Annotated in this window: 12 protein-coding genes; 4 read left to right on the top strand and 8 right to left on the bottom strand. The window is 65.0% G+C overall.

All coding sequences use genetic code 11. The annotated features are described in order from the left end of the window. Positions 1-55: 55 nt before the first annotated feature. The 3 genes from glgC to BMI88_RS16170 are packed head-to-tail and all read right to left on the bottom strand — an operon-like array spanning position 56 to position 5,908. A complete protein-coding gene (glgC, locus tag BMI88_RS16160; RefSeq protein WP_078550372.1) occupies positions 56-1,327 on the bottom strand; it encodes a glucose-1-phosphate adenylyltransferase in 1,272 nt (423 codons plus the stop codon). 26 nt (positions 1,328-1,353) lie between these two features. Next, positions 1,354-3,498 carry a 1,4-alpha-glucan branching protein GlgB gene (gene glgB, locus BMI88_RS16165; protein ID WP_078550374.1) on the bottom strand — a complete coding sequence of 715 codons (2,145 nt, stop codon included), beginning with the start codon at positions 3,496-3,498 and terminating at the stop codon, positions 1,354-1,356. A gap of 13 nt (positions 3,499-3,511) precedes the next feature. Further along, positions 3,512-5,908: a glycogen/starch/alpha-glucan phosphorylase gene (locus BMI88_RS16170; RefSeq protein ID WP_078550376.1), complete on the bottom strand. Its 2,397-nt coding sequence runs from the start codon at positions 5,906-5,908 to the stop codon at positions 3,512-3,514. A 166-nt stretch (positions 5,909-6,074) separates the two neighbouring features. Here BMI88_RS16170 and BMI88_RS16175 point away from each other — a divergent pair, with 166 nt between their 5' ends. The 3 genes from BMI88_RS16175 (at position 6,075) to BMI88_RS16185 (ending at position 12,545) form a co-directional block, all read left to right on the top strand. Next, positions 6,075-7,661, top strand: a complete 1,587-nt coding sequence (locus BMI88_RS16175) for an alpha-amylase family glycosyl hydrolase (protein WP_078550378.1) — start codon at positions 6,075-6,077, stop codon at positions 7,659-7,661. A 239-nt stretch (positions 7,662-7,900) separates the two neighbouring features. Further along, a complete protein-coding gene (gene mprF, locus BMI88_RS16180) occupies positions 7,901-10,507 on the top strand; it encodes a bifunctional lysylphosphatidylglycerol flippase/synthetase MprF (protein WP_078550380.1) in 2,607 nt (868 codons plus the stop codon). 1 nt (position 10,508) lies between these two features. Continuing rightward, the gene (locus BMI88_RS16185) at positions 10,509-12,545 is read left to right on the top strand and encodes a bifunctional DedA family/phosphatase PAP2 family protein (protein WP_078550382.1); all 2,037 of its coding nucleotides are present in this window, start codon (positions 10,509-10,511) and stop codon (positions 12,543-12,545) included. 9 nt (positions 12,546-12,554) lie between these two features. Here the strand turns inward: BMI88_RS16185 and BMI88_RS16190 are convergent, their stop codons facing one another. Then, positions 12,555-12,911, bottom strand: a complete 357-nt coding sequence (locus BMI88_RS16190) for a YigZ family protein (RefSeq protein WP_078550384.1) — start codon at positions 12,909-12,911, stop codon at positions 12,555-12,557. 75 nt (positions 12,912-12,986) lie between these two features. Beyond that, positions 12,987-13,961 (bottom strand): NAD(P)-dependent oxidoreductase, encoded by a 975-nt coding sequence (locus tag BMI88_RS16195; protein WP_281480335.1) that lies wholly within the window; start codon positions 13,959-13,961, stop codon positions 12,987-12,989. A gap of 48 nt (positions 13,962-14,009) precedes the next feature. Here BMI88_RS16195 and BMI88_RS16200 point away from each other — a divergent pair, with 48 nt between their 5' ends. Next, positions 14,010-16,493: a penicillin acylase family protein gene (locus tag BMI88_RS16200; RefSeq protein WP_078550388.1), complete on the top strand. Its 2,484-nt coding sequence runs from the start codon at positions 14,010-14,012 to the stop codon at positions 16,491-16,493. Between the two features lie 47 nt (positions 16,494-16,540). On the opposite strand, the gene BMI88_RS16205 is transcribed toward BMI88_RS16200, so the two are convergent. From BMI88_RS16205 to BMI88_RS16215, 3 genes are read right to left on the bottom strand one after another with little or no spacing between them, the layout of a single operon-like run. Further along, positions 16,541-17,833: an HlyD family type I secretion periplasmic adaptor subunit gene (locus BMI88_RS16205; protein WP_078550390.1), complete on the bottom strand. Its 1,293-nt coding sequence runs from the start codon at positions 17,831-17,833 to the stop codon at positions 16,541-16,543. A gap of 38 nt (positions 17,834-17,871) precedes the next feature. Next, entirely contained in the window at positions 17,872-19,782 is a 1,911-nt protein-coding gene (locus BMI88_RS16210; protein ID WP_078550392.1) for a cadherin-like domain-containing protein, read from the bottom strand. A 3-nt stretch (positions 19,783-19,785) separates the two neighbouring features. Further along, positions 19,786-21,558 carry a type I secretion system permease/ATPase gene (locus BMI88_RS16215; protein WP_078550394.1) on the bottom strand — a complete coding sequence of 591 codons (1,773 nt, stop codon included), beginning with the start codon at positions 21,556-21,558 and terminating at the stop codon, positions 19,786-19,788. Positions 21,559-21,563 lie beyond the last annotated feature (5 nt).

Consider the following 21,563-nt stretch of genomic DNA (forward strand, 5'->3'; position numbering starts at 1 on the left):
TTCGCTCTTTCCAAATATCCCGGGGCGCGGGGCAGCGCCCCGCTCTTTGCCCCCGTTAGTCCAATGCCGCCGCGCGTTTGTCGAGCATCGTCTGCGTGATCAGCACGACGCCGCCTTCCGACCGGCGGAACCACTTCTCGTCCTCCTCCGGGTCTTCGCCCACGACGAGCCCTTCGGGAATATGCACGCCGCGGTCGATCACGCATTGGCGCAGCCGCGCATGGCGTCCGATATCGACGTAAGGCAGCACGACGGCCTCTTCCAGGCTCGCGAAACTATGCGCGCGCACGCCGGTATAGAGCAGCGAATTGCGCACCTCCGCGCCCGAGACGATGCAGTCGCCCGAGACCAGCGAGGAGATTGCCGAGCCGCGTCTGCCATCCTCGTCATGGATGAATTTCGCGGGCGGCACGATCTCGGCATAGGTCCAGATCGGCCATTCGGTGTCGTAGAGGTCCAGTTTCGGCGTGAAATCGGTCAGGTCGATATTGGCCTGCCAGAAGGCATCCACCGTGCCCACGTCGCGCCAGTAAGGTTCGGTCTCGAGCCCCGTCGTCACGCAGCTATCCGAGAACTTATGCGCCATCGCCTTGCCGTGTTTGACGATTTGCGGGATCAGGTCATGGCCGAAATCATGGCTCGAATTCGGGTCTTCCATGTCCCGGATCAGCAATTCGCGCAGGAATTGCCAGTCGAAGACATAGATCCCCATCGAGGCCAGCGCATGATCGGGATCGCCGGGCATCCCGGGCGGGTCTGCGGGCTTTTCGAGGAAATCGGTGATCTGTCCGGTCTTGTCGATCGCCATCACGCCAAAGGCGGTCGCCTCCATCCGCGGCACGGTCAGACAGCCGATCGTGACATCGGCCTTGGTGTCGACATGCTGGCGCAGCATCACCTCGTAATCCATCTTGTAGATGTGGTCGCCAGCAAGGATGATGACGTATTTCACGCCATAATCTTCAATGATATCAATGTTCTGCGCTACCGCGTCGGCGGTGCCTGCATACCAGCGGCTGTCGGCCACGCGTTGGCTCGCGGGCAGGATGTCGAGATATTCGTTCCGCTCGGCGCGGAAGAAATCCCAGCCGCGCTGGATGTGGCGGATCAGCGAATGGGCCTTGTATTGCGTGGCGATCGCCATCTTGCGGATGCCGGAATTGAGCGCGTTCGACAGGGCGAAGTCGATGATCCGGGTCTTGCCGCCGAAATAGACGGCGGGTTTCGCGCGCCGGTCGGTCAGTTCCTTCAGGCGGCTGCCGCGGCCGCCTGCCAGCACGAAGGCCATGGCCTGCGCGCTCAGGCGCGTGTTGGGCTGTGGTTTCATATTCCTCCCCCTCCTCTGGGCACCGCTTACGCGGGCGTGAACATCACGACTGACAGCGGCGGCAAATAGACCTCCGCGCTATGGGCGCAGCGGCCCTGCGCGTGGTCTTCGGCGCGGATCGCACCGAGATTGCCGCGGTTCTCGCCGCCGTAGAAACCGGAATCCGTGTTGAGTATCTCGCACCACTCGCCGTCCTGCGGCAGGCCGATGCGGTAGCTGTGTTCGACCGGGGTCAGGTTCGCGACCACCACGACCGGATCGGACCCGGGCGCGCGACGCTCGAAGATGAAGACCGAGGCCTCGGAGTCGTCGGCGGCGATCCATTCGAACCCCTCGGGCTCGCAATCGCCCCAATGCAGCGCGGGCGTCTCGCGATAGAGCCGGTTGAGGTCGCGCACCAGCGCGCGCAGCCCCTCATGGCGCGGATCGTCGAGCAGATACCAGTCCAGCTCGCGCTCATGGCTCCATTCCGACCATTGGCCGAATTCCTGCCCCATGAAGAGAAGCTTCTTGCCCGGATGCGCCCATTGGAACGCGTAGAAGGCGCGCAGATTGGCGTATTTCTCGGGGTCGGTTCCGGGCATCTTGCCCAGCATCGAGCCCTTGCCGTGCACGACCTCGTCATGGCTGATCGGCAGGATGAAATTCTCGCTGTAAATGTAGGAACTCGCGAAGGTCAGCTCGTTGTGGTGGAACTTGCGATAGAGCGGATCGCGCGCGAAATAGCGCAATGAGTCGTTCATCCAGCCCATGTTCCACTTGTAGCCGAAGCCGAGGCCGTCCTCATGCGCGGGGCGCGTGACACCGGGATAGGCGGTGCTTTCCTCCGCCACCGTCATGATGCCTTCCGCGCCGCCATAAGAGGCCGCGTTCATGTTCTGCAGGAACTCGATCGCCTCCAAGTTCTCGCGCCCGCCATATTTGTTGGGCACCCATTCGCCCGCGGCGCGCGAGTAGTCGCGGTAGAGCATCGAGGCCACCGCATCCACGCGCAGCCCGTCTAGGTGATATTCCTCCAACCAGAACAGCGCATTGGCCAGCAGATAGTTCGACACCTCGCGCCGCCCGTAATTGTAGATCAGCGTGTTCCAGTCCTGATGGAAGCCCTCTTTCGGGTCGGCATGTTCATAAAGCGCCGTGCCGTCGAAATGTCTCAGCCCGTGATCGTCGGTCGGGAAATGCCCCGGCACCCAGTCGAGGATCACGCCGAGGCCCCGCCGATGCGCCGCATCCACGAATTCCGCGAATTCCTCGGGGCGGCCGTGGCGGATCGTCGGCGCGTAGAGCCCGATCGGCTGGTAGCCCCAGGAGCCGTCGAACGGGTGTTCGGTAATGGGAAGCAGCTCGATATGGGTGAAGCCCATGTCGCAGACGTAATCGACCAGCTTCTCGGCCAGTTCGTGATAGGAAAGCGGTCTGCCCCCCTCGTCCCAGATCCGCATCCAACTCCCGAGATGCACCTCGTAGACCGAGATCGGCGCGTGGCGTTCCTGCGCCTCGGCGCGCGTCTGACACCACGCACTGTCGCCAAAGCGATGCCGCCCGAGTTTGCGCACGACCGAGGCCTGCGCGGGCGGATGCTCTGCACCGAAGCCGACCGGGTCGGCCTTCAGCGGCAGCACCGTCCCCTCCGCGTCGAGTAGCTCGTATTTATAAAGCGCGCCTGCATGGATGCCGGGCACGAAAATTTCCCACACGCCGGACGCGCCGATCCGGCGCATCTGGTGGCGGCGGCCGTCCCAGAAATTGAAATCGCCCACGACCGAGACGCGGCGCGCATTGGGTGCCCAGACCGCGAAATGGACGCCTTCGACCTCCTGATGGGTGATCACATGGGCGCCGAGCTTCTCCCAGAGCCGGGTATGCGTCCCCTCCCCGATCAGGTATTCGTCGATCTCCCCCAATACCGGTGCGAAGCCGTAAGGGTCGTCGAAATCCCATGTCGTCTGCTCGTGCTTGGCGCGCAGTCGGTAGGTTTTTTCGGCCCATTTGCCTTTAAAGATCCCCGGCACGACGGGCTCCAACGCGACCTCTGTCTTGCCAAGCGCCCAGACCTCTTCCGCGCCGGGCACCAGCGCCACGATTTCCCCGTCATGCAGCCCCAGCAGGGAAAACGGATCGGGATGTTGCGCGTGGATAAGCGCTTCGGCCTCGTCGCGGGAAAGTGTCATAGCGCTCCTTGGTTCACAGGGCCGATTGCGTGGTCCAGATCTCGTCCATGTAGCCCTTGATCGCCCGGTCGGAGGAGAAGAACCCAATCCGCGCGGTGTTCAAAACAGCCATCTTCGCCCAGCCTGCGCGATCGGCGAAGGCTGTGTCCACCTCTTTCTGGGCCGCCGCGTAGGCGTCGAAATCGGAAGCCACGAGGAAATAATCGCTGTGCCACATATTATGTACAAGATCGTGATAGCGTTCCGGTTCCTCGGGAGAAAACCGCCCCTCGGCGATCATCTGCAGCACGTCCTGCAAAGGCTGGCTTGCAAGGATGGCGTGGCGCGCATGTTCGGGATCGCGGCGGCGCTCCATCACCTCGTCGGCGGTCATACCGAAGAGGAAGAAGTTCTCCGCGCCGACCTGTTCACGAATTTCCACATTCGCGCCATCGAGCGTGCCGATGGTCAGCGCGCCGTTCAATGCGAACTTCATGTTGCCGGTGCCGGAGGCTTCCTTGCCGGCGGTGGAAATCTGTTCTGACAGGTCCGCCGCCGGGATCAGCCGCTCGGCCATGGAGACGTTGTAATTCGGCGGATAGACGATCTTGAGGCGTCCATCGACGTAAGGGTCGTTGTTGACCACCTCGGCCACGTCGTTGATCAGCCGGATGATTTGTTTCGCGGTGTGATAGCCCGGCGCCGCCTTGCCGCCGAAGATCTTCACCCGGGGCTGGAAGTCGGCCTGCGGGTTCTCGCGGATCGCGTGCCATTCGGCGATGGTCTGCAGGATGTTGAGCAGCTGGCGCTTGTATTCGTGGATCCGTTTCACCTGAATGTCGAAGATCGCATCGGGGTCGAGGGTGATCCCTTGGGTGTCGCGCACCCAATCTGCCAGATGTACCTTGTTGCGCCGTTTCGCGGCCATGAAAGCCTCGCGGAAGCTCGCATCCTCGGCATAGGGCTCCAGTGCGCGCAGTTTGTCGAGATCGGCCTCCCAGCCATCGCCGATCGTATCGATGATCAGATGCGACAGCTCTCCATTGGCCATGCGCAGCCAGCGGCGCGGCGTGATCCCGTTGGTCTGGTTGATGATGCGCCCCGGATGCAGCCGGTCCAATTCGGGAAACAGGTTGCGCTTGATCAGCTCGGTATGGAGCGCAGAGACCCCGTTCACCTTATGCGAGGTGATGAAGGCCAGCTCTCCCATCCGCACCTCCTGATGCTTCACGATGCCGACGTAATGCGCGCGTTTGGGGAATTTGCGCCGGTGCCAGCTGTCGATCTTCTCGATGATCTGCATATGGCGCGGCAGCACGGTGCCCATCAGATAGGTCGCCCAACGCTCCAGCGCCTCGGGCAACAGCGTGTGATTGGTGTAGCCCAGACATTGCATCGTGATCTCGAGCGCGGCGTCGAACTCCATGTCATGCAGGTCGGTGAGGATGCGGATCAACTCCGGCCCCGCGATCGCCGGATGCGTGTCGTTCATCTGGATCGCGACGAAGTCCGGCAGCTCCTCGATCGTGTGCCCGGCGGCCAGATGGCGGCGCATGATGTCCTGCAGCGCGGCGGAGGTCAGGAAATACTCCTGTTTGAGGCGCAATTCCTTGCCCGCATAGGTCGTGTCATCGGGATAAAGCACGCGGGATAGCGTGCGCGCCAGCGCCTCGGGCTCGGCGGCGGCGGCGTAATCGCCGTGATTGAACCTCGCGAGGTCGAACTGCTCGGTGGGCTTGGCCGACCACAGCCGCAGCGTGTTCGCCCATTTGCCCTCCCAGCCGATGATAGGCATGTCATAGGCCTCGGCCAGAACCGTCTCGCCCGGCACCCAATGCGGCTTGCCGTCCAGCGTTTCGATATGGCCCTTGAAGCCGATCTCATAGGCCGCCTCGGGCCGCTCGAATTCCCACGGGTGGCGCTGCTTGAGCCAATCCTCCGGCGTCTCGACCTGACGCCCGCCCTCGAAGCGCTGCTTAAAAAGGCCGTGTTCATAGCGGATGCCGTAGCCGTAGCCCGGGCAGCCCAGCGTCGCCATGCTCTCCATATAGCACGCGGCCAACCGCCCTAGCCCACCGTTGCCGAGCGCGGCGTCGGGTTCGTTCTCGACCACGGCCTCCCAGTCCTGACCCAAGCTTTCCATCGCCTCGCGGCAGGTGGCGCGCAGACCGAGGTTGATCGCCGCATCCTCGAGCATCCGCCCGATCAGGAATTCCATCGAGAGATAATAGACGCGCTTGCGCCCCTCTTCCCATGTCCGCCGTGTCGCTGCGAACCACGGCGCCACGACCCGGTCGCGGATCGCCAGAGACAGCGCCATGCGCCAGTCATAGACCGAGGCGTGATCGGGATCCTTGCCCATCGAAAAAGTGATGTGGTGCAGAATTTCTTCGCGAACTGTCTCGGCACTGGGCAATTGGGTGTCTTTCAAGGGGGAGGTCTCCGGAACGCGTCAGATAGCAATTGATTGATGTGCCGCCCCCTGCTCAAGGTCAAGCGAAGGCGCAGAAACGCCCTGAGCGGCGGTTGCCGTTTGCGCTAACAAGTCTACCCTTGCCGCGATAACGGGCAACAGGAAACTGAAAGAGGAGCGATTCATGGCGAAGGATTGGTGGCGCGGGGCGGTTATCTACCAGATTTATCCGCGTAGCTTTCAAGACGACTCGGGCGACGGGATCGGCGATCTGAAGGGGATCACGCGCAGGCTCGATCATGTCGCCTCGCTGGGCGTCGATGCGATCTGGCTGTCGCCGATCTTCACCTCGCCGATGGCGGATATGGGCTATGACGTCTCCGATTATCGCGGCATCGATCCGCAATTCGGCACGCTGGAGGGTTTCGACGCGCTGGTGGCGCGCGCCCATGAGCTGGGCCTGAAAGTCGTGATCGATCAGGTGATCTCGCACAGCTCCGATCAGCATCCGTGGTTCAAGGACTCCAAGAAAGGCGGCGCAAAGAAGGACTGGTATGTCTGGGCCGATCCCAAGCCCGATGGCAGCCCGCCGAACAACTGGCAATCGGTGTTCGGCGGCTCGTCGTGGGAATACGCCCCCGAGCGCGGCCAGTATTACCTGCATAACTTCCTGATCGAGCAGCCCGACCTGAACCTGCACAATCCCGAGGTGCAGGACGAATTGCTCGACGTGTTCCGCTTCTGGCTGGATCGCGGTGTCGATGGCTTCCGCCTCGATACGGTGAACTACTACTTCCACGACCCGAAACTGCGCGACAATCCGGCGATGGACCCCGATCCCGAACGCTGGCCGCCGGTCTCGACCTACGACATGCAGGATCACGAGTTCGACAAGAACCGTCCCGAAAACGTCCCCTTCCTCAAGAAGATGCGCGCGGTGATGGACGACTACGAGGCGCGCACGCTGATCGGTGAAGTCGGCGAAGCGCCCCATCGCGCGCTCGGCATCATGGAAGAATACACCCGCGGCGATGACCGTCTGCACATGGCCTACAGCTTCGACATGCTGGGCCCGAAATTCACGCCCGCGCATTTCCGCGGCAAGATCGAGGGCTTCTTCAAAGGCGCGCCGGACGGCTGGCCGAGCTGGTCCTTCTCGAACCACGACGTTCAGCGCCATGTCACCCGCTGGGCGAAATACGGCACCGAGGACAGCATCGCGCGGCTGGCCATCGCGATGCTCGCGTCCTTCCAGGGCACGATCGGGATCTATCAGGGCGAGGAACTCGGCCAGACCGAGACCGAGATGGAATATCACGAGCTGACCGACCCGCCCGGCCTGCGTTTCTGGCCCGAGAACAAGGGGCGCGACGGTTGCCGCACGCCGATGGTCTGGGACGAGAGCACGAATGCGGGCTTCTCCAAAGCCAAGCCGTGGCTGCCGGTGAAGCCGCCGCAAGCGGCCCGCGCCGTTGCAATCGAAGAAGCCGATGAGGGTTCGGTCCTCGCCTATTACCGCCGCGTTCTGGCCTTCCGGAAGGAAAACCCGGTGCTGCGCGAGGGCGCGTCGAAATTCCTCGACCTGCCCGACCCGGTGCTCGGCTTCATTCGCGACGATGGCGCGATGAAATTCGCCTGCTACTTCAACCTCGGCCCCGATCCGGTAACGCTCGACGCCGACGGGGAGCTTGTCGGCCCCTGCCTTGCCGCGACGCTGGAGGGCGGCACGCTGTCGCTCGGCCCGAATGGCGCGGCTTGGGTGAAGCTCTAAGAGCCCATGACGCGGCGGCCGGGTCCGGATTTAAACCTGCCGCCGCGTAACGGACCCGCGACGGCGTCGGGAGCGTTTGCTCTCGGCGCCGCGTGTGTTTCTGTTTTCTTTCTCTAGTAAGTCGCGCGGTCTCGGCCAATAAGGTGCGTTCGGGACGATTTCTTACGGAATTTTAAGAAGGCCATAAATTCCTTCTGCGATTGTCCCGCCAGAGATAGGAAAAAACGTGGAAATATAACATGGCTCTCGCTGATCCGGCGCAACCTGCCCCGCCCCAATCGCGTGTGAAGATTCTCTGGCCGATTGCGCTCGGGCTCGTGCTGTTCCTGATGGGGCTGTGGGCGCTGCATCATCTTCTTGCGAGCATCGACGTCCATCAGGTGATCGCGCAGATCAAGGCGACGCCGTGGCCCACGCTCGGCGCGGCCGTGGGCGCGACCGCTTTGGGCTATCTGGCGCTGGTCGGCTATGATTTCTGGGCGCTGCATTACCTTGGCAAGCAGTTGCCGCTGCGCACCGTCGCGCTTGGCGGGTTTCTGGGCTACGCCTTCGGCAACACGGTCGGGATCAGCGTGATTTCGGGCGGGGCCGTGCGCTACCGCATCTATTCCGCCGCCGGTTTGAACGCCTTCGAGGTCGCGGCGCTGTCGTCCTATATCGCGCTGGCGATGGGGCTCGGGCTGACGATGGTCGGCGCTCTGGCGCTCTGCGTGCATCCGGCAGCGCTCGCGGGCGTCATCTCCGCGCCGGAGGGCCTGATCCGCATGGGTGCGCTTGCGGCGACGGCGCTGCTTCTGGGCGGGGCCTTCTGGCTCTCCTATACCGGGCGCGCCTTGCGCATCCGCGACCGCGAGATCGCGATGCCCGCGCCGCGCATCCTCGTGGGGCAACTCGCTGTGGCGCTGTTCGACTCGACCATGGCCGCGGGCGCGCTTTGGGTGCTGATGCCCGCAGGCACGCCGCCATTTGCGAGTTTCGTCGCGATCTACGCCGCGGCCAGCATGGTCGGCATCCTGAGCCACGTCCCCGGCGGCGTCGGCGTGTTCGAGACGGTGGTGATCGCCGCCCTGCCCGCGGGCGTGCCCTTGGGCGAGGCGGCAGCGGGCCTTCTGGCCTTCCGGATGATCTATTTCCTGCTGCCCTTCGTGATCGCTTTCGTCGTGGTCTCGCTAAACGAGGCGCGGCTCGCGGGCGGCTGGGCCACGCGCGTCTTCGGCGAAATCTCCGAGCCGATGCGCCCGGTGATCACCGGTATCGAGGGCATCGCCCCCCGGATCGCCGGGGTCGCGGTGCTGGGCCTCGGCTTCTGGATGGTGATCGTCGCGCTGATGCCGGTGCTTGGCCGACAAGGCGGCGAGCCGGGGCTGATCACGGCGGTTCTCGCAGAGGGCGGCACGCAGCTTTGTGCCCTCGCGGGTGTGCTGTTGATCGTGCTGTCGCATGGCTTGGTGCGCCGGGTGAGACTTGCCTATTGGCTGGTACTTGCGGGGCTGGTGCTTGGCGTGATCTCGGTTTTGGCGGCCGATCTCGACATCGACAACGCGGTTGTCCTGTCGCTCGCCGCGGTGGTGTTGCTGCCGTTCCGCGGGGCCTTTCACCGTCGGGTCGCGCTGACCGAAGGGGGCTACGGGCCCCTGTGGTTCGCGGTCATCCTTGGAATGGTGGCCTCGGCGGCGGTGTTTTTCTTCCTCGCCTATGCGGCGCATCCCTATTCCAACGCGCTCTGGCTCGATTTTACCGCGAGTTCACCCACACCACGGGCTCTCCGGGCCGGGCTCCTGATCAGCGCGCTGCTCCTTGGCTTCCTTCTGTGGCTGACGCTGCGCCCGATGCGCCGCTTCACCTTCTCCGTCGATCCCGAACAGGACATCGCGGTCGCTGAAATCCTCACCGCTCAAGACGTGCCGCAGGGCTGGTTCGCGCTGACGGGCGACAAATGCGTGATGTTCTCGCCCGACCGCTCGGCCTTCCTGATGTATGCGCAGCGCGGCGGGATGCGGGTCGTGCTCGGCGATCCCGTCGGCCCGCCCGAGGCGGCGCGGCAACTGGCGTGGGAGTTTCACGAACGCGCGGTGAGCGAGGGGCTCACCCCTGTCTTCTACGAGGTCTCGACGAAGAACCTGCCGCTCTGGATCGAGATGGGCTACGCGCTGCACAAGATCGGCGAGGAGGCCGTGGTCGACCTTCAGAAATTCTCGCTCACGGGGTCGAAATTCAAGACGATGCGGGCCGAGCAGAACCGCGCCCTGCGCGAGGGTTTCACGCTAGAGATCGCGTCCCCGCCGCATGCGCCGGAGCTGATCGCGACGCTCCGTGACGTGTCCGATGCTTGGCTGGCAGGCCAAAAAGGCCGCGAAAAAGGCTTCTCCATCGGCCGCTTCGATCCGCGCTACCTCAACCATTGCGAGATTGCGCTGATCCGGCGCGAGGGCGAAATTCTCGGCTTCGCGAACCTACTGGGCGGGCCGGATGCACGGCGTTTCGCGATCGACCTGATGCGGTACCGCCCGGAGGCAGCCGACGGCGTCATGCAATTCCTGTTCATCGGCCTGATCGAGGCGTTGCGCGACCGCGGTGCGACGGAGCTCAGCCTCGGCCTCGCGCCGCTGGCAGGCCTGCCCGACCGTGCCTCTGCGCGGCTGACCAGCCGCCTTGGCAATCTGATCTATCGTCACGGCGGAAGTTTCTATAACTTCGAAGGGTTACGGCGTTTCAAACAGAAATTCCGGCCCGAATGGCGACCCCATTATGTCGCGCTTCCGCCCGGCACCTCCCCCTATCTCGCGCTCACCGAAATTACGCTGCTGATCTCGGGCGGCGCGCGCAATCTGCTGACGAAGGACTGAAATGCTAGACGCCATCCACCAAGTGCTCCCGAATCTCGCCGCCCTGGGGATCTTCGGCTACTGGGTGATCGGGGCGGCGGCGGGGCTGGAGGCCTTCCTGCCGACCGGGATTTTCCTGCCCGGCACTCTGCTTGTCGATGCCGGCGGCGTGATGGTGCAGCAGGGGATGCTCGACCCTCTCGACCTTATGTGGTTCGTAGCGATCGGCTCGGTCCTCGGCGGAGAGGCCACGTTCTGGCTTGGTCGCCACGCGCGGCGCGGCATGCTCGGGCGCTGGAATGTCGAAGGCATGGCCGCCTATCGCCGCGCGGAGAAGCTATTTGCGCGCCATGGCGGCTTCGCGATCGTCATTGGGCGGTTCCTCGGCCCCGTGGCGGGCTTCGTGCCCTTCGCTGCCGCCCTCGCCGGGATGGAGACGCGACGCTTCCGGATCTGGAACCTGCTGAGCGGCTTTCCTTACGCGATTTTCCATGTCGGCTTCGGCTATGCGCTTGGCGCGGGGTTCACCAAGCTCGGCCCGATGATGACACGCAACACCTTGTTCCTGCTCGGTCTCGTCGTGATCGCGGCATTGCTCTTCTGGGTCCTGAGACGGCTCGACCGGGCGGTGCCCTATCTTCTCGCGATGGCGGGCGGATTGATGGATGAGGTCGCCCGTCACCCCCGCGTCGACAGCTGGGGCGGACGCCATCCGAAAACGGCGGCATGGATCGCGCGCAGGCTCGACCGCAGCAAGTTCTCCGGCCTCCCGCTGAGCCTTCTGGCACTCGCCTTCCTCTACCTCGCCTCGGTGCTGGTCGGGCTGTCGCTCGACTTCCTGCAAAGCGACCCGATCGTGCAGATCGACGCGCGGCTGGCGGCGCTGATGCGGCTGTTCTGGACGCCGGGCCTCATCCAGATCTTCACCTGGATCACCGCGCTCGGCGATACCCAGCTCGTGGCGGCGCTGCTCGTGCTCGCGCTCGTCTGGCTCGCGTGGCTGCGTCGGTTCGATCTGGCTGCGGGGCTCGTGGTCTCGCTCGGGCTGGACCTGATTTCGGTGATCATCCTGAAGGCAAGCTTCGGGCGACCGCGCTCCATTCTGGGCTATTTCCACGAGACCTCGGGCAGTTTCCCTTCCGGCCACGCCACCCTCTCGGTCGCCTTTTACGGGATGTTGGCCTTCCTCCTCTGGCGGCTGACGCGGCTCGGGGCGCTGAGCGCGAGCTTTCTGGCGGCCGTGGTCGCCGGTCTGATCGGGTTGAGCCGCCTCTATCTCGTCGAACATTACCTGAGCGACGTGCTCGGTGGCTGCCTTCTTGGCGCGATGTGCTTGCTGGTGGGTATCGCGGTGGCCGAGTGGTTGTATCCGCGATGGGCCGGGGCGCCGCGCGCGCGGCCCAGTTGGCAGATGGGCGTGATCGGCGTCGTGACGTTGGCTCTGCTGGGCTTCACGATGGTTCGCGTGCGCGATTATTCCAAGGCGCTGAACCGGCCCCCCGTGGCGCAGCCGCTGATCGTGATCTCGGAAGGGGCCGAGCCGCAGGCGCTGCGTGACGCGCCGCTGATGGCGCAGACACTCGACGCGGATCAACAGTTCCCGCTCTCGATCGGGCTCTGGGCGACGAACCCCGATCAGATCACGACGGCGCTGAGCGCGATTGGCTGGCAACGCGCCGATGCGGTGACCCTCAAGACGCTCGCGGGCGCCGCCTTCGGGGCTGTGCGCGATACGATGCGCCCCGGCGCCGCGCTCGCGCCGCTGTTCTGGAAGAACGAGCCGAGCGGGCTTGGCTTCACCCGCGTGCCGGATGGCGACGCGACCGACAAGCTGCCACGGCTTCGGCTGTGGCAGACGCGCTATACCGATGCATCCGGTGCGCGGCTCTGGATAGGGGCGATCACCCGCGATGACGGGCTGGTGCCGAGCGACGGGTCGACGGCGGGGCCGCTGGCATCCGATCTTGCGAAGGCGTTGAGCCAGACCGGCGGGGCCAAGCCGGTGGAGCAGATCTCCGGTACGGCCGCGTCGGATATCCCGGTTCTGGCGCTGCGGTAGCGGCGCGCTTCAGCCCGCGCGCAGGTCTTCGAGGTAGATCCGCACCGCCTCCTGCACATGACGGAAGCGGTCGCCGCCCAGATGCTTGCCGCCGAACCAGCGGGTGACGACGATGATGTGGTCATAGAGCTCTTCGCGCTCGAGCATCCGCAGGATCACCATGCCCGCTCCCGCCTCGCCATCGTCGTTCTTCACCGGGGCCTCCGCCGTCAGAAGCGCCCAGGTGTTATGCGTGGCCTTGGCGTATTTCTTCTTCCGGCACAGTTCCTTGACGAAGGCCTTGGCCTCCTCCTCGGAGGCGCAAGGTCCGCCCGAGACCGCGTATTTCGAGCCGCGGTCGCTGATGATGTTCTCGAGGATGCGCATGGCGCAGGTTTAGGGGCCAAGCGCCGAAGCGGCAAGGGTGGGCGGCGGACCTCAGTGGTCCGCCGCCCTGCCCGCTCAGCCCAGTTTGCGCAGACGCGCGATCAGCGAGGATGTGTCCCAGCGATTGCCGCCCATCGCCTGCACGTCCTTGTAGAACTGATCGACCAGCGCCGTGACGGGCAGCGAGGCCCCGATCTCGTCGCCGGTCTTCAGGCAGATCCCCAGATCCTTGCGCATCCAATCCACCGCGAAGCCGAAGTCGAATTCGTCCTTCGCCATGGTCTCGTAGCGGTTGGCCATCTGCCACGAGCCGGCGGCCCCTTGCGAGATCACCTCGACCACGGCAGCGATATCCAGGTCGGCCTTCTCGGCGAAGTTCAGGCTCTCGGCGAGACCCTGCACCAGACCTGCAATCGCGATCTGGTTGCACATCTTGGTCACCTGCCCCGCGCCGCTTTCGCCCAGACGGCGGCAGATCTTGGCATAGGCGTCGATCACCGGCTCGGCCTTGTCATAGGCCGCCGCGTCGCCGCCGCACATGACCGACAGCTGGCCGTTCTCGGCCCCCGCCTGCCCGCCCGAGATCGGGGCGTCGATGAAGGCTACGCCGTGGCCCGCCGCCTCGCCCGCCAATTCGCGGGTCACAGCAGCCGAAACCGTCGTGTGATCGACGAAGACCGCGCCGGTTTTCATGCCCTTGAATGCGCCGTCCTTGCCGAGGCAGACCTCGCGCAGATCGTCGTCATTGCCGACACAGGACATCACGAAATCCGCGCCTTTCGCGGCTTCGCGCGGGGTCGCTTCGGCCGACCCGCCATGCTCGGAGACCCATTTCTCGGCCTTGGCGGCCGTGCGGTTATAGACCGTGACCTCATGGCCCGCCGATGCGAGATGCCCCGCCATCGGATAGCCCATCACCCCAAGCCCCAGAAATGCAACTTTCGCCATCGACCTCTCCCTTGCGTGAATACGAAACCGCGCCCCGTGTAGTGCGAGCGCGTTGATTGTAGCGTCGGGCTCAACTACTAACGCGCCAACCGGGCGCGTCAACTCATGCGCCGGGAGGCGGGATTTCGGGTGAGGCGCGCAGAGGGCTCGATGTATAAGGCATTTCGATGGGGCGTTCGGCTGATCATGGCCGCGATCGTGGGTGTGGTGCTCGTCGGGGGGCTGATCTATTTCTTCGCCTCGCGCTCGCTTCCTGATTACGACGCGACCTATAAAGTCACCGGGCTTACCGCTCCGGTGGAGATCGTGCGCTCCACCGAGGACGTGCCGCATATTTTCGGCAAGGACGACCCGGACGCGTTCTTCGCATTGGGGCTCGCCCATGCACAGGACCGGCTCTGGCAGATGACGCTGATGCGCCGCACGGTGCAGGGGCGGCTGTCGGAAGTGTTCGGGCAGGAGACGCTGAAAACCGACGAGCTGATGCGCCGGATGGGCCTGTATCAGGCGGCGGTCGACTCGGTGTCCTCGCAGGACGATTACACCAAAGCCGCGCTCGAGGCCTATGCGCGGGGCGTCAACCAGTGGATCGAGATCGTCAACGAGGGCGCAATGGGGCGCGGCGCGCCGGAATTCTTCCTCTTCGACAGCAAGATCTCCTATTGGACGCCCGCGGATTCGCTCGCGATCATGAAGCTGATGGCGGTGCAGCTGTCGAACCAGCTGCAAGACGAGGTGCTGCGCGCCCGTGTGTCGCTCGTCGGCAAAGACCTCGTGCGCGACATCATGCCCGACGATCCGCAACAGGCGACCGCTGCCCTGCCCGATTACGCGAGTCTGTTCCCGACCATGCAAAAGGGCATTCAGACGGCGGAGAACGGGGCGCCGGGGGCGTTCTCTCCCTTCCCCGCGCGCGGCTCTGCCGGGGCGTCGAACGCATGGGCTGCGGGGCCTGACCGCTCGGCTGCGGGGGGCGCGCTTCTGGCCAACGATCCGCATCTGGGTCTGACGGCGCCCTCGATCTGGTATCTGGCGCGGCTGCAGCTGCAATCGGGCGGCGTGATCGGCGGCACGATCCCGGGGATGCCGCTGGTGCTGTCGGGGCGCAACAAGGATCTGGGCTGGGGGCTGACCACGGCCTATGTCGACGATCAGGACCTGCATATCGAAGAGATCGATCCAAACGATCCGACGAAATACCGCACGCCTGACGGCTGGAAGCGTTTCAAGACCAAGCGCGTGATCGTCGAGGTCAAGGATGCGAAACCTGTGACGCTGACCCTGCGCTGGACCGATAACGGACCGGTGCTGCCCGGCAGCCATTTCGATCTGGCGACCGTAACGCCGCCGCATTCTGTGATGTCGCTTAGCTGGACCGCCTTCGATCCGAAGGACACGACGATGACCGGCGCGATGGACCTGATGCGGGCGCATTCGATACCGCAGGCAATGGATGCGGCGAAGAAGATCGTCGCACCCGCGCAGAACATCACGCTGGCCGACAAGGACGGGGTGGCGCTGGTCACGGCCGGGAAAATCCCGCTGCGCGACCGGGCGAATGACACGCAAGGCCGGATGCCGAACGCGGGCTGGAAGCCCGAGAACCGCTGGAAAGGCTTCCTGCCCTTCAAGGACAACCCGCAATTCGTCGAGCCGAAAAGCGGCATCGTCGTGAACACCAATAACAAGACGGTGGACCGGCCCTTCCCCTATAACGTCTCGTTCCACTGGGGCGACACGCAGCGTATTCAGCGCCTGTCGAAGCTGATGGGCGAGCGCGAGGTGCATTCGCGCGACAGCTTCATCTCGGCGCAGCTCGACACGGTGTCGCCTGCCGCGCGCGGTCTGCTGCCGTTGGTGGGCGCGAACCTGTGGTATACCGGCGATCCCGCGCCCGCCGGCACGCCCGAGCGGATGCGTCAGCGCGCGCTGGAGATGCTGGCGAGCTGGGATGGCGAGATGTCAGAGCATCTGCCGGAGCCGCTGATCTACGCCGCCTGGATGCGAGAATTGCAAAACCGGCTGATCCGCGACGAGCTGGGCCCGCTGGCGAAGAAATTCGACCATCTGGAGCCTCTCTTCATCGAGCGGGTCTTCCGCGACACCCAAGGCGCGAGCCATTGGTGCGACATCATCCAGTCCGCGCCGAAAGAGACCTGCAGCGATATCGCGCGGCAGTCGCTCGACGCGGCGCTCTTGGATCTGTCGAAGAAATACGGGCCGAATATCGAGAGCTGGCGCTGGGGCGATGCGCATATCGCCGAGCAGGACAATCAGGTGCTGGGCAAGGTGCCGGGGCTGAAATGGTTCGTGAACATCCGGCAGTCGACCTCGGGCGGCGATTTCACCCTGATGCGCGGGCGCACCAAGGGCGGCGACGGGTCTGATCGCTTCGCCAATGTCCATGCGGCGGGCTATCGCGAAGTGCTCGATTTCGCGGATCCCGACAGTTCGGTCTTCATCATCTCGACCGGGCAATCGGGCCATCCGCTGAGCCGCCACTACGACGACCTGTCGGAACTGTGGCGTTCGGGCGAATATATCCCGATGTCGCTCGATCCGGCGCTGGCGCGTGCAGCGGCGGCGGGGATCACCCATCTGGTGCCGAAAGGCTCGGCGAAACCGGGCAATTGAACTGATTTGAAACGCGGGGCGGACGCAGGCCCGCCCCAGTTTGAGCCTCAGTCCTCGCGCATCGTGCGCTGCACCTGATCGGCGACCGGCTTGAGCAGATAGGAGATCGCGGTGCGCTCTCCGGTCTGGAAGAAAACCTCAACCGGCATCCCCGGACGCAGGCCGCGCCCATCGGGCAGCACCGGTGCCTCGGTCAGCGCGACCGCGCAGAGGTAATAGCTCCCGCCGCTTTCGTCCTTCGTCGCCGAGGCTGCGACCACGCGCACCTCTCCCGCCACTTCCGGCGTCGTGCGTTGGTTGAAAGCGGTGAAGCGCAACCGCACCGATTGGCCCGGCAGGACCTGATCGATATCGGTGGTGCGCAGCCGCGCCTCCACGATCAACTCGCCATCGGGCACGATCGCCATCACCCGCTCGCCGGGTGCGATCACACCGTTCACCGTATGCACGCCCAGCTCGTTCACCACGCCTGCGATCGGCGCGCGGATCTCGGTGCGCGAGAGTCGGTCGCGCGCGGCCACGGCGCGTTCGTGAAGCTCGGCCAGTTGGGCGTCGATGTCGCGCAGCTCCTTTTGCGCGGCGGTGCGGGCCTGATGGTCGAGCTCGAGGATACGCAGGTTCGACTCGCTGATCTGGCCCTTCACCCGCGCGATATTGGCCTCGATCTCGCCCGAGACCCCGTCGAGCCGCGCCATGTCGCGCTCGACTTCGGTGATCGCGCCCTTCTCGGTCAGGCCTTTCTTCAGCAGCTTTTGCAGCCGGTCATGATCTTCGCCGCGCAGACGGCGTTCGATCTCGTTCGACTGGCGCTGCGCTTCAAGGGCGCGGATCTCCTCGTCGAACTGATCGACTTGGGACAGAAGCTGGTCGCGGCGCAAATCCTGCATCGCCCGGTCATGGGCCAGAAGCTGACGTTCGCCATCTGCAATCGCAGCCGTCTCCTCGGCGGTCTCAAATCCGTCCGGGAACACGATCTCGGCCGCGCTGTCGCGCACCGCGATCAGTCGCGCGCGGCGGCCGGTGAATTCGCGGATCTGGGTCTCGACGATTCCCAATTCGGAGCGGAGCTGCGTATCGTCCAGCAGCACCACCACGTCGCCCGCCTGCACCAGATCGCCGTTCTCCACGCGGATGTCGCGTATCACGCCGCCATCCGGGTGCTGCACGACCTTCAGTTGCGATTTCACCGCCACCTGCCCCTGCGCGATCACCGCGCCGGAGAGTTTCGCCTGCGCCGCCCATCCGCCGAAGACGAGGATCAGCGCGCCCAGAAACGCCGTCGCGAACAGGATGCGCGCACGGATCGAGAACAGGGCCGGATCGTTGTGAGTCTTGGTCATTTTCGGTTTCCCCCCACCAAAAATTCGCGCGCAGCCCGTCAGGCGGGCACGTCGCAATCAAACAGGAAATTGGTTTCTTCGAGCGTGAGATGGCCGTCGAGTTCGATCTCGAAATCGTAATCCTCGACGCTGCCATCCTCGTGCTGCGCGCTCAGCTTGGCTTTCACGACGGTGAATTCATGAGCGTTGTCTCCGTCTCCGTCTCCGTCTTCGATCTCGTAGGCCACGAAGACGCCGCCGCGCGCCTCGGGAACCTCACCGGTGGCGCCTGCAAAGAACAGACGCATCTCGCCATAGCCTTCGCCCATCGGGTCGATCTGCGAGAGGTCGATCCGGTCACCGGGTTCGAAATCGGTGATCCGGTCATGGCCTTGGCCCGCGTTCTGTATCGCGGCGAGCGAGGTGAAGACGAAGACGTCCTCTCCCGCGCCACCCGCGAAGAGGTTGCATGCATCGCTTGCGACCAGCTGATCGTCGCCCGCTCCGGAGGTGACGTTCTCGATGCTGACGAGCGTCGCCTCGCCCGCAGCGCTCGTCATCGTCCCGGCAGAAAGGTCGACAGTGACCGCCTCCGCGATGCGGCTGAGGTCGAGCGTGTCGGATCCTCCGCCGCCATCGTAGCTGTCGCCCGAAGCCTGCGAGATCTCCGCGACGACGATGCGGTCCTCGCCCGCGCCACCGGAGACGAGGTCTTCGCCTGCGCCGCCATCTAGCAGATCGCAGCCTTCGCCGCCCATCAGCGTATCGTTGCCCGCGCCGCCATCGAGACTGTCCGCGCCCATGCCGCCGTCGAGATAGTCGTTGCCGTCTTCGCCATGCAGCGCATCCGCGCCCGCCTCGCCGAAGACGATATCGTCGCCCGCGCCTGCGAAGACCGTGTCATTGCCGGCACCGCCATAGATGACATCCGCGCCCGCGCCGCCGATCAGCACGTCGCAGCCATCGCCGCCGTCGAGCATGTCGTCGCCTTCGCGGCCATAGAGGATATCGTCGCCCCGCTCGCCCCGGATCGCGTCGCGGTCGGGCGTGCCGGTCAGCAGATCGGCCTCGGCGGTGCCGATCACGTCATGATAGTCGGGCGGCAGGATCAGTGCCGTCGCAGTCTGGCCGATTGCCAGCTCGCCATCGCTGAGATCGTAGGTGATCATCAATTCGCCCTCGAACCCCTGATCGGGTTTGATGAGCCATTCGCCCTCGCCATGGGCGATCACCTCGCCCCCTTGGGCTTGCATCGACAGGATCGAGAGCGGGTCGCCGTCGGGATCGCTCGCCCCGCTTAGCAGCACGGCCGCCACGATAAAGAAGCTCTCGTCGCGTCGACCGGGCGAGAGGCGCACGGGGCCGGTCGTCTCGGGCGCGCGGTTGCGCGGGGCTTCGGGCGGCTGACCCGGCGGACGGGGCTCATCAGGCGCGCGGTCCCCGCTCTCGCGCGCCTTGCGCGCCGCGGCACGGGTCGAGGAGAAGACCGGAACTTTCGGAAAATCGAACTCCTTAACCTCGATCGACTCGGAGAAGAAAAGCGTATCGTCCTGCGCATCCACCGTAGCCTTGTGCTTAGCGTGCCAGCGTTGCGGAGAAAGCGCAAAAGGAGCCGGATTTCCGCCCGGGAACAGGATCACGTTGTCGGGCAAGGGATCGGGCTGCTCCTCATCTTGCGCCAGTGCCGCGCTCGGCCCCATTTCGGGGATGTGATGCGCGTTCGGCGTCTGCGGGCCGGCGGGGGCGTCGGGATCTGCCGGGGGGTGGGCCGGGCCGTCCTGAACACCTTCCGCCTGCGCCGCATCCGTGCCGAAGAGCTTGCGCGCGAGCGCCGCCCAGGCAAGAGCTACCAGCCCCACCGCCGCGCGGCCGGGCCAGACCGAGCGCCCCTCGGGCGCACGGTATTTCTGTATCGGCGCGAGCGCCGCTTCGTCATCCGGGATACCGAGCTTGAGCTTGTCCTGGTCCATGGCTCAGCCCACCGCCTGCTCGATGCTGTCCCCCAGCTCCGCTGCTACTGCGGGGCGTTTGCCCTTGGGCAGCGGTTTGAGCCCGACGGATCGATTGACGATCTCGTCTTTCGGGCCGAAGGCCACCAGCTTGCCGCCCTGAACGAAGCCCACGAGATTGACGGATTCCAGCGCCTTGGGGCGGTGCGCGATCACCACGACGATGCCGCCACGCGCCCGGACCGACGCGATGGCCGCGCTGAGCGCCGCTTCGCCATCGGCGTCGAGGTTCGAGTTCGGCTCGTCGAGCACCACGAGGAAGGGCGCGCCATAGAGCGCGCGCGCCAGACCGACGCGCTGACGCTGGCCCGCCGACAACGACGTGCCGAAGGGGCCGAGCTGCGTCTGGTAGCCGTCGGGCAGATGGATGATCGTCTGATGCGCGCCCGCAGCCTTCGCCGCCGCTACCACATCCGCATCGGTCGCATCGGGAGCAAAGCGCGCGATATTCTCGGCGACCGTGCCCTCCATCAGCGAAACCTCCTGCGGCAGGTAGCCGATATGATCGCCCAGAAGGTCCACCCGCCATTGATCAAGCGCCGCGCCGTCGAACCGGACATGGCCCCGCAGCAGTGGCCAGATTCCGACGATCCCCTTGGCGAGCGTGGTCTTGCCCGAGCCCGAAGGCCCGATCAGGCCGAGCGCATCGCCCGATTTCAGATCGAAGCTGACATCGCCCAGCAGCACCGCTCCGGAGCCCGGCGCGACGACCGTCATCCCCTCGACGGTGAAGCTCTCGGTCGGCGCGGGCAAGGCGACCATTGTGTCGTCATCCTCGAGCGTCGCGAGCGTGTCGCGCAGCCGCGCATGGCTGCGCCGCGCCGCCACGAAGCCCTTCCAGTTGCCGATCGCCATTTCCACCGGGGCGAGGGCGCGCGACGCGGCCACCGAACAGGCGATAATCGCGCCGGGCGACAACTCGCCCACGATGGTCAGGTAAGCGCCAAGCCCCAGAAGCGCCGATTGCAGCATCATCCGGGTGACTTTCGACAGCCCGCTGAGCGTGCCGGTGATGTCGCTGGTGCGCGCATGTAGGCGCAGATGCTCGGCATTGGCGGTGTCAAACCGCTCGACCGCGCGGCGCCCGAAGCCCATCGCGTGCAGCACATCGGCGTTGCGCGTGTTGGTGTCGGCGATCATCGCGCGGGCGATGGAGGCCTTCTGCAGCTCCCGGCCCGAGCGGCGCGACATCATCTCGGTGATGACGGTCAGCGTGATCAGAACGCAGGCCCCGCCGATGGTCATCAGCCCCAGCAGCGGGTGCAGCAGATAGACGAAGCCGAGAAACAGCGGCATCCATGGCAGATCGAGCAGCGCAATGGCCCCGGCCCCCGAGATGAAGCTGCGGATCGTGTCGACGTCGCGGCCCCGCTCCAGCGCCTCGGAGGTGGAATAGCCGAAACGCGGCATCTCGATCGCGACGCGATGCGTGAGCGGCGCGAGGCGGTTGTCGATCCGTGCGCCGACGCGCACGAGGATCTGGTTGCGCAGCACATCGAACAGGCCCTGAAACAGGTAGAGCGCGATGGCCAGAACCGAGAGCGCCAGCAGCGTCGGCACAGAGCCGCTGGTCAGCGCCCGGTCGTAGATCTGCAGCATGTAGAACGAGCCTGTCAGCGCCAGAAGGCTGATCACGAAGGACAGGCCGAGAAGAAAGACGATCAGCCCGCGATAGCGGCCGAGACGTTCGGAGACGACCTCTTCGCTGGCTTGGAAACGGCGACGTGCATTGCTCATGTGAT

The sequence above is a fragment of the Thioclava sp. F36-6 genome (assembly GCF_002020305.1).
Taxonomy (GTDB): Bacteria; Pseudomonadota; Alphaproteobacteria; order Rhodobacterales; family Rhodobacteraceae; genus Thioclava; species Thioclava sediminum.

Excerpts from the sequence above, each read along its gene's own strand:
- glgC (WP_078550372.1), bottom strand. The coding sequence starts at position 1,327 with ATGAAACCACAGCCCAACACGCGCCTGAGCGCGCAGGCCATGGCCTTC.
- glgB (WP_078550374.1), bottom strand. The coding sequence starts at position 3,498 with ATGACACTTTCCCGCGACGAGGCCGAAGCGCTTATCCACGCGCAACAT.
- BMI88_RS16175 (WP_078550378.1), top strand. The coding sequence starts at position 6,075 with ATGGCGAAGGATTGGTGGCGCGGGGCGGTTATCTACCAGATTTATCCG.
- mprF (WP_078550380.1), top strand. The coding sequence starts at position 7,901 with ATGGCTCTCGCTGATCCGGCGCAACCTGCCCCGCCCCAATCGCGTGTG.
- BMI88_RS16185 (WP_078550382.1), top strand. The coding sequence starts at position 10,509 with ATGCTAGACGCCATCCACCAAGTGCTCCCGAATCTCGCCGCCCTGGGG.
- BMI88_RS16190 (WP_078550384.1), bottom strand. The coding sequence starts at position 12,911 with ATGCGCATCCTCGAGAACATCATCAGCGACCGCGGCTCGAAATACGCG.
- BMI88_RS16200 (WP_078550388.1), top strand. The coding sequence starts at position 14,010 with ATGTATAAGGCATTTCGATGGGGCGTTCGGCTGATCATGGCCGCGATC.
- BMI88_RS16205 (WP_078550390.1), bottom strand. The coding sequence starts at position 17,833 with ATGACCAAGACTCACAACGATCCGGCCCTGTTCTCGATCCGTGCGCGC.
- BMI88_RS16210 (WP_078550392.1), bottom strand. The coding sequence starts at position 19,782 with ATGGACCAGGACAAGCTCAAGCTCGGTATCCCGGATGACGAAGCGGCG.
- BMI88_RS16215 (WP_078550394.1), bottom strand. The coding sequence starts at position 21,558 with ATGAGCAATGCACGTCGCCGTTTCCAAGCCAGCGAAGAGGTCGTCTCC.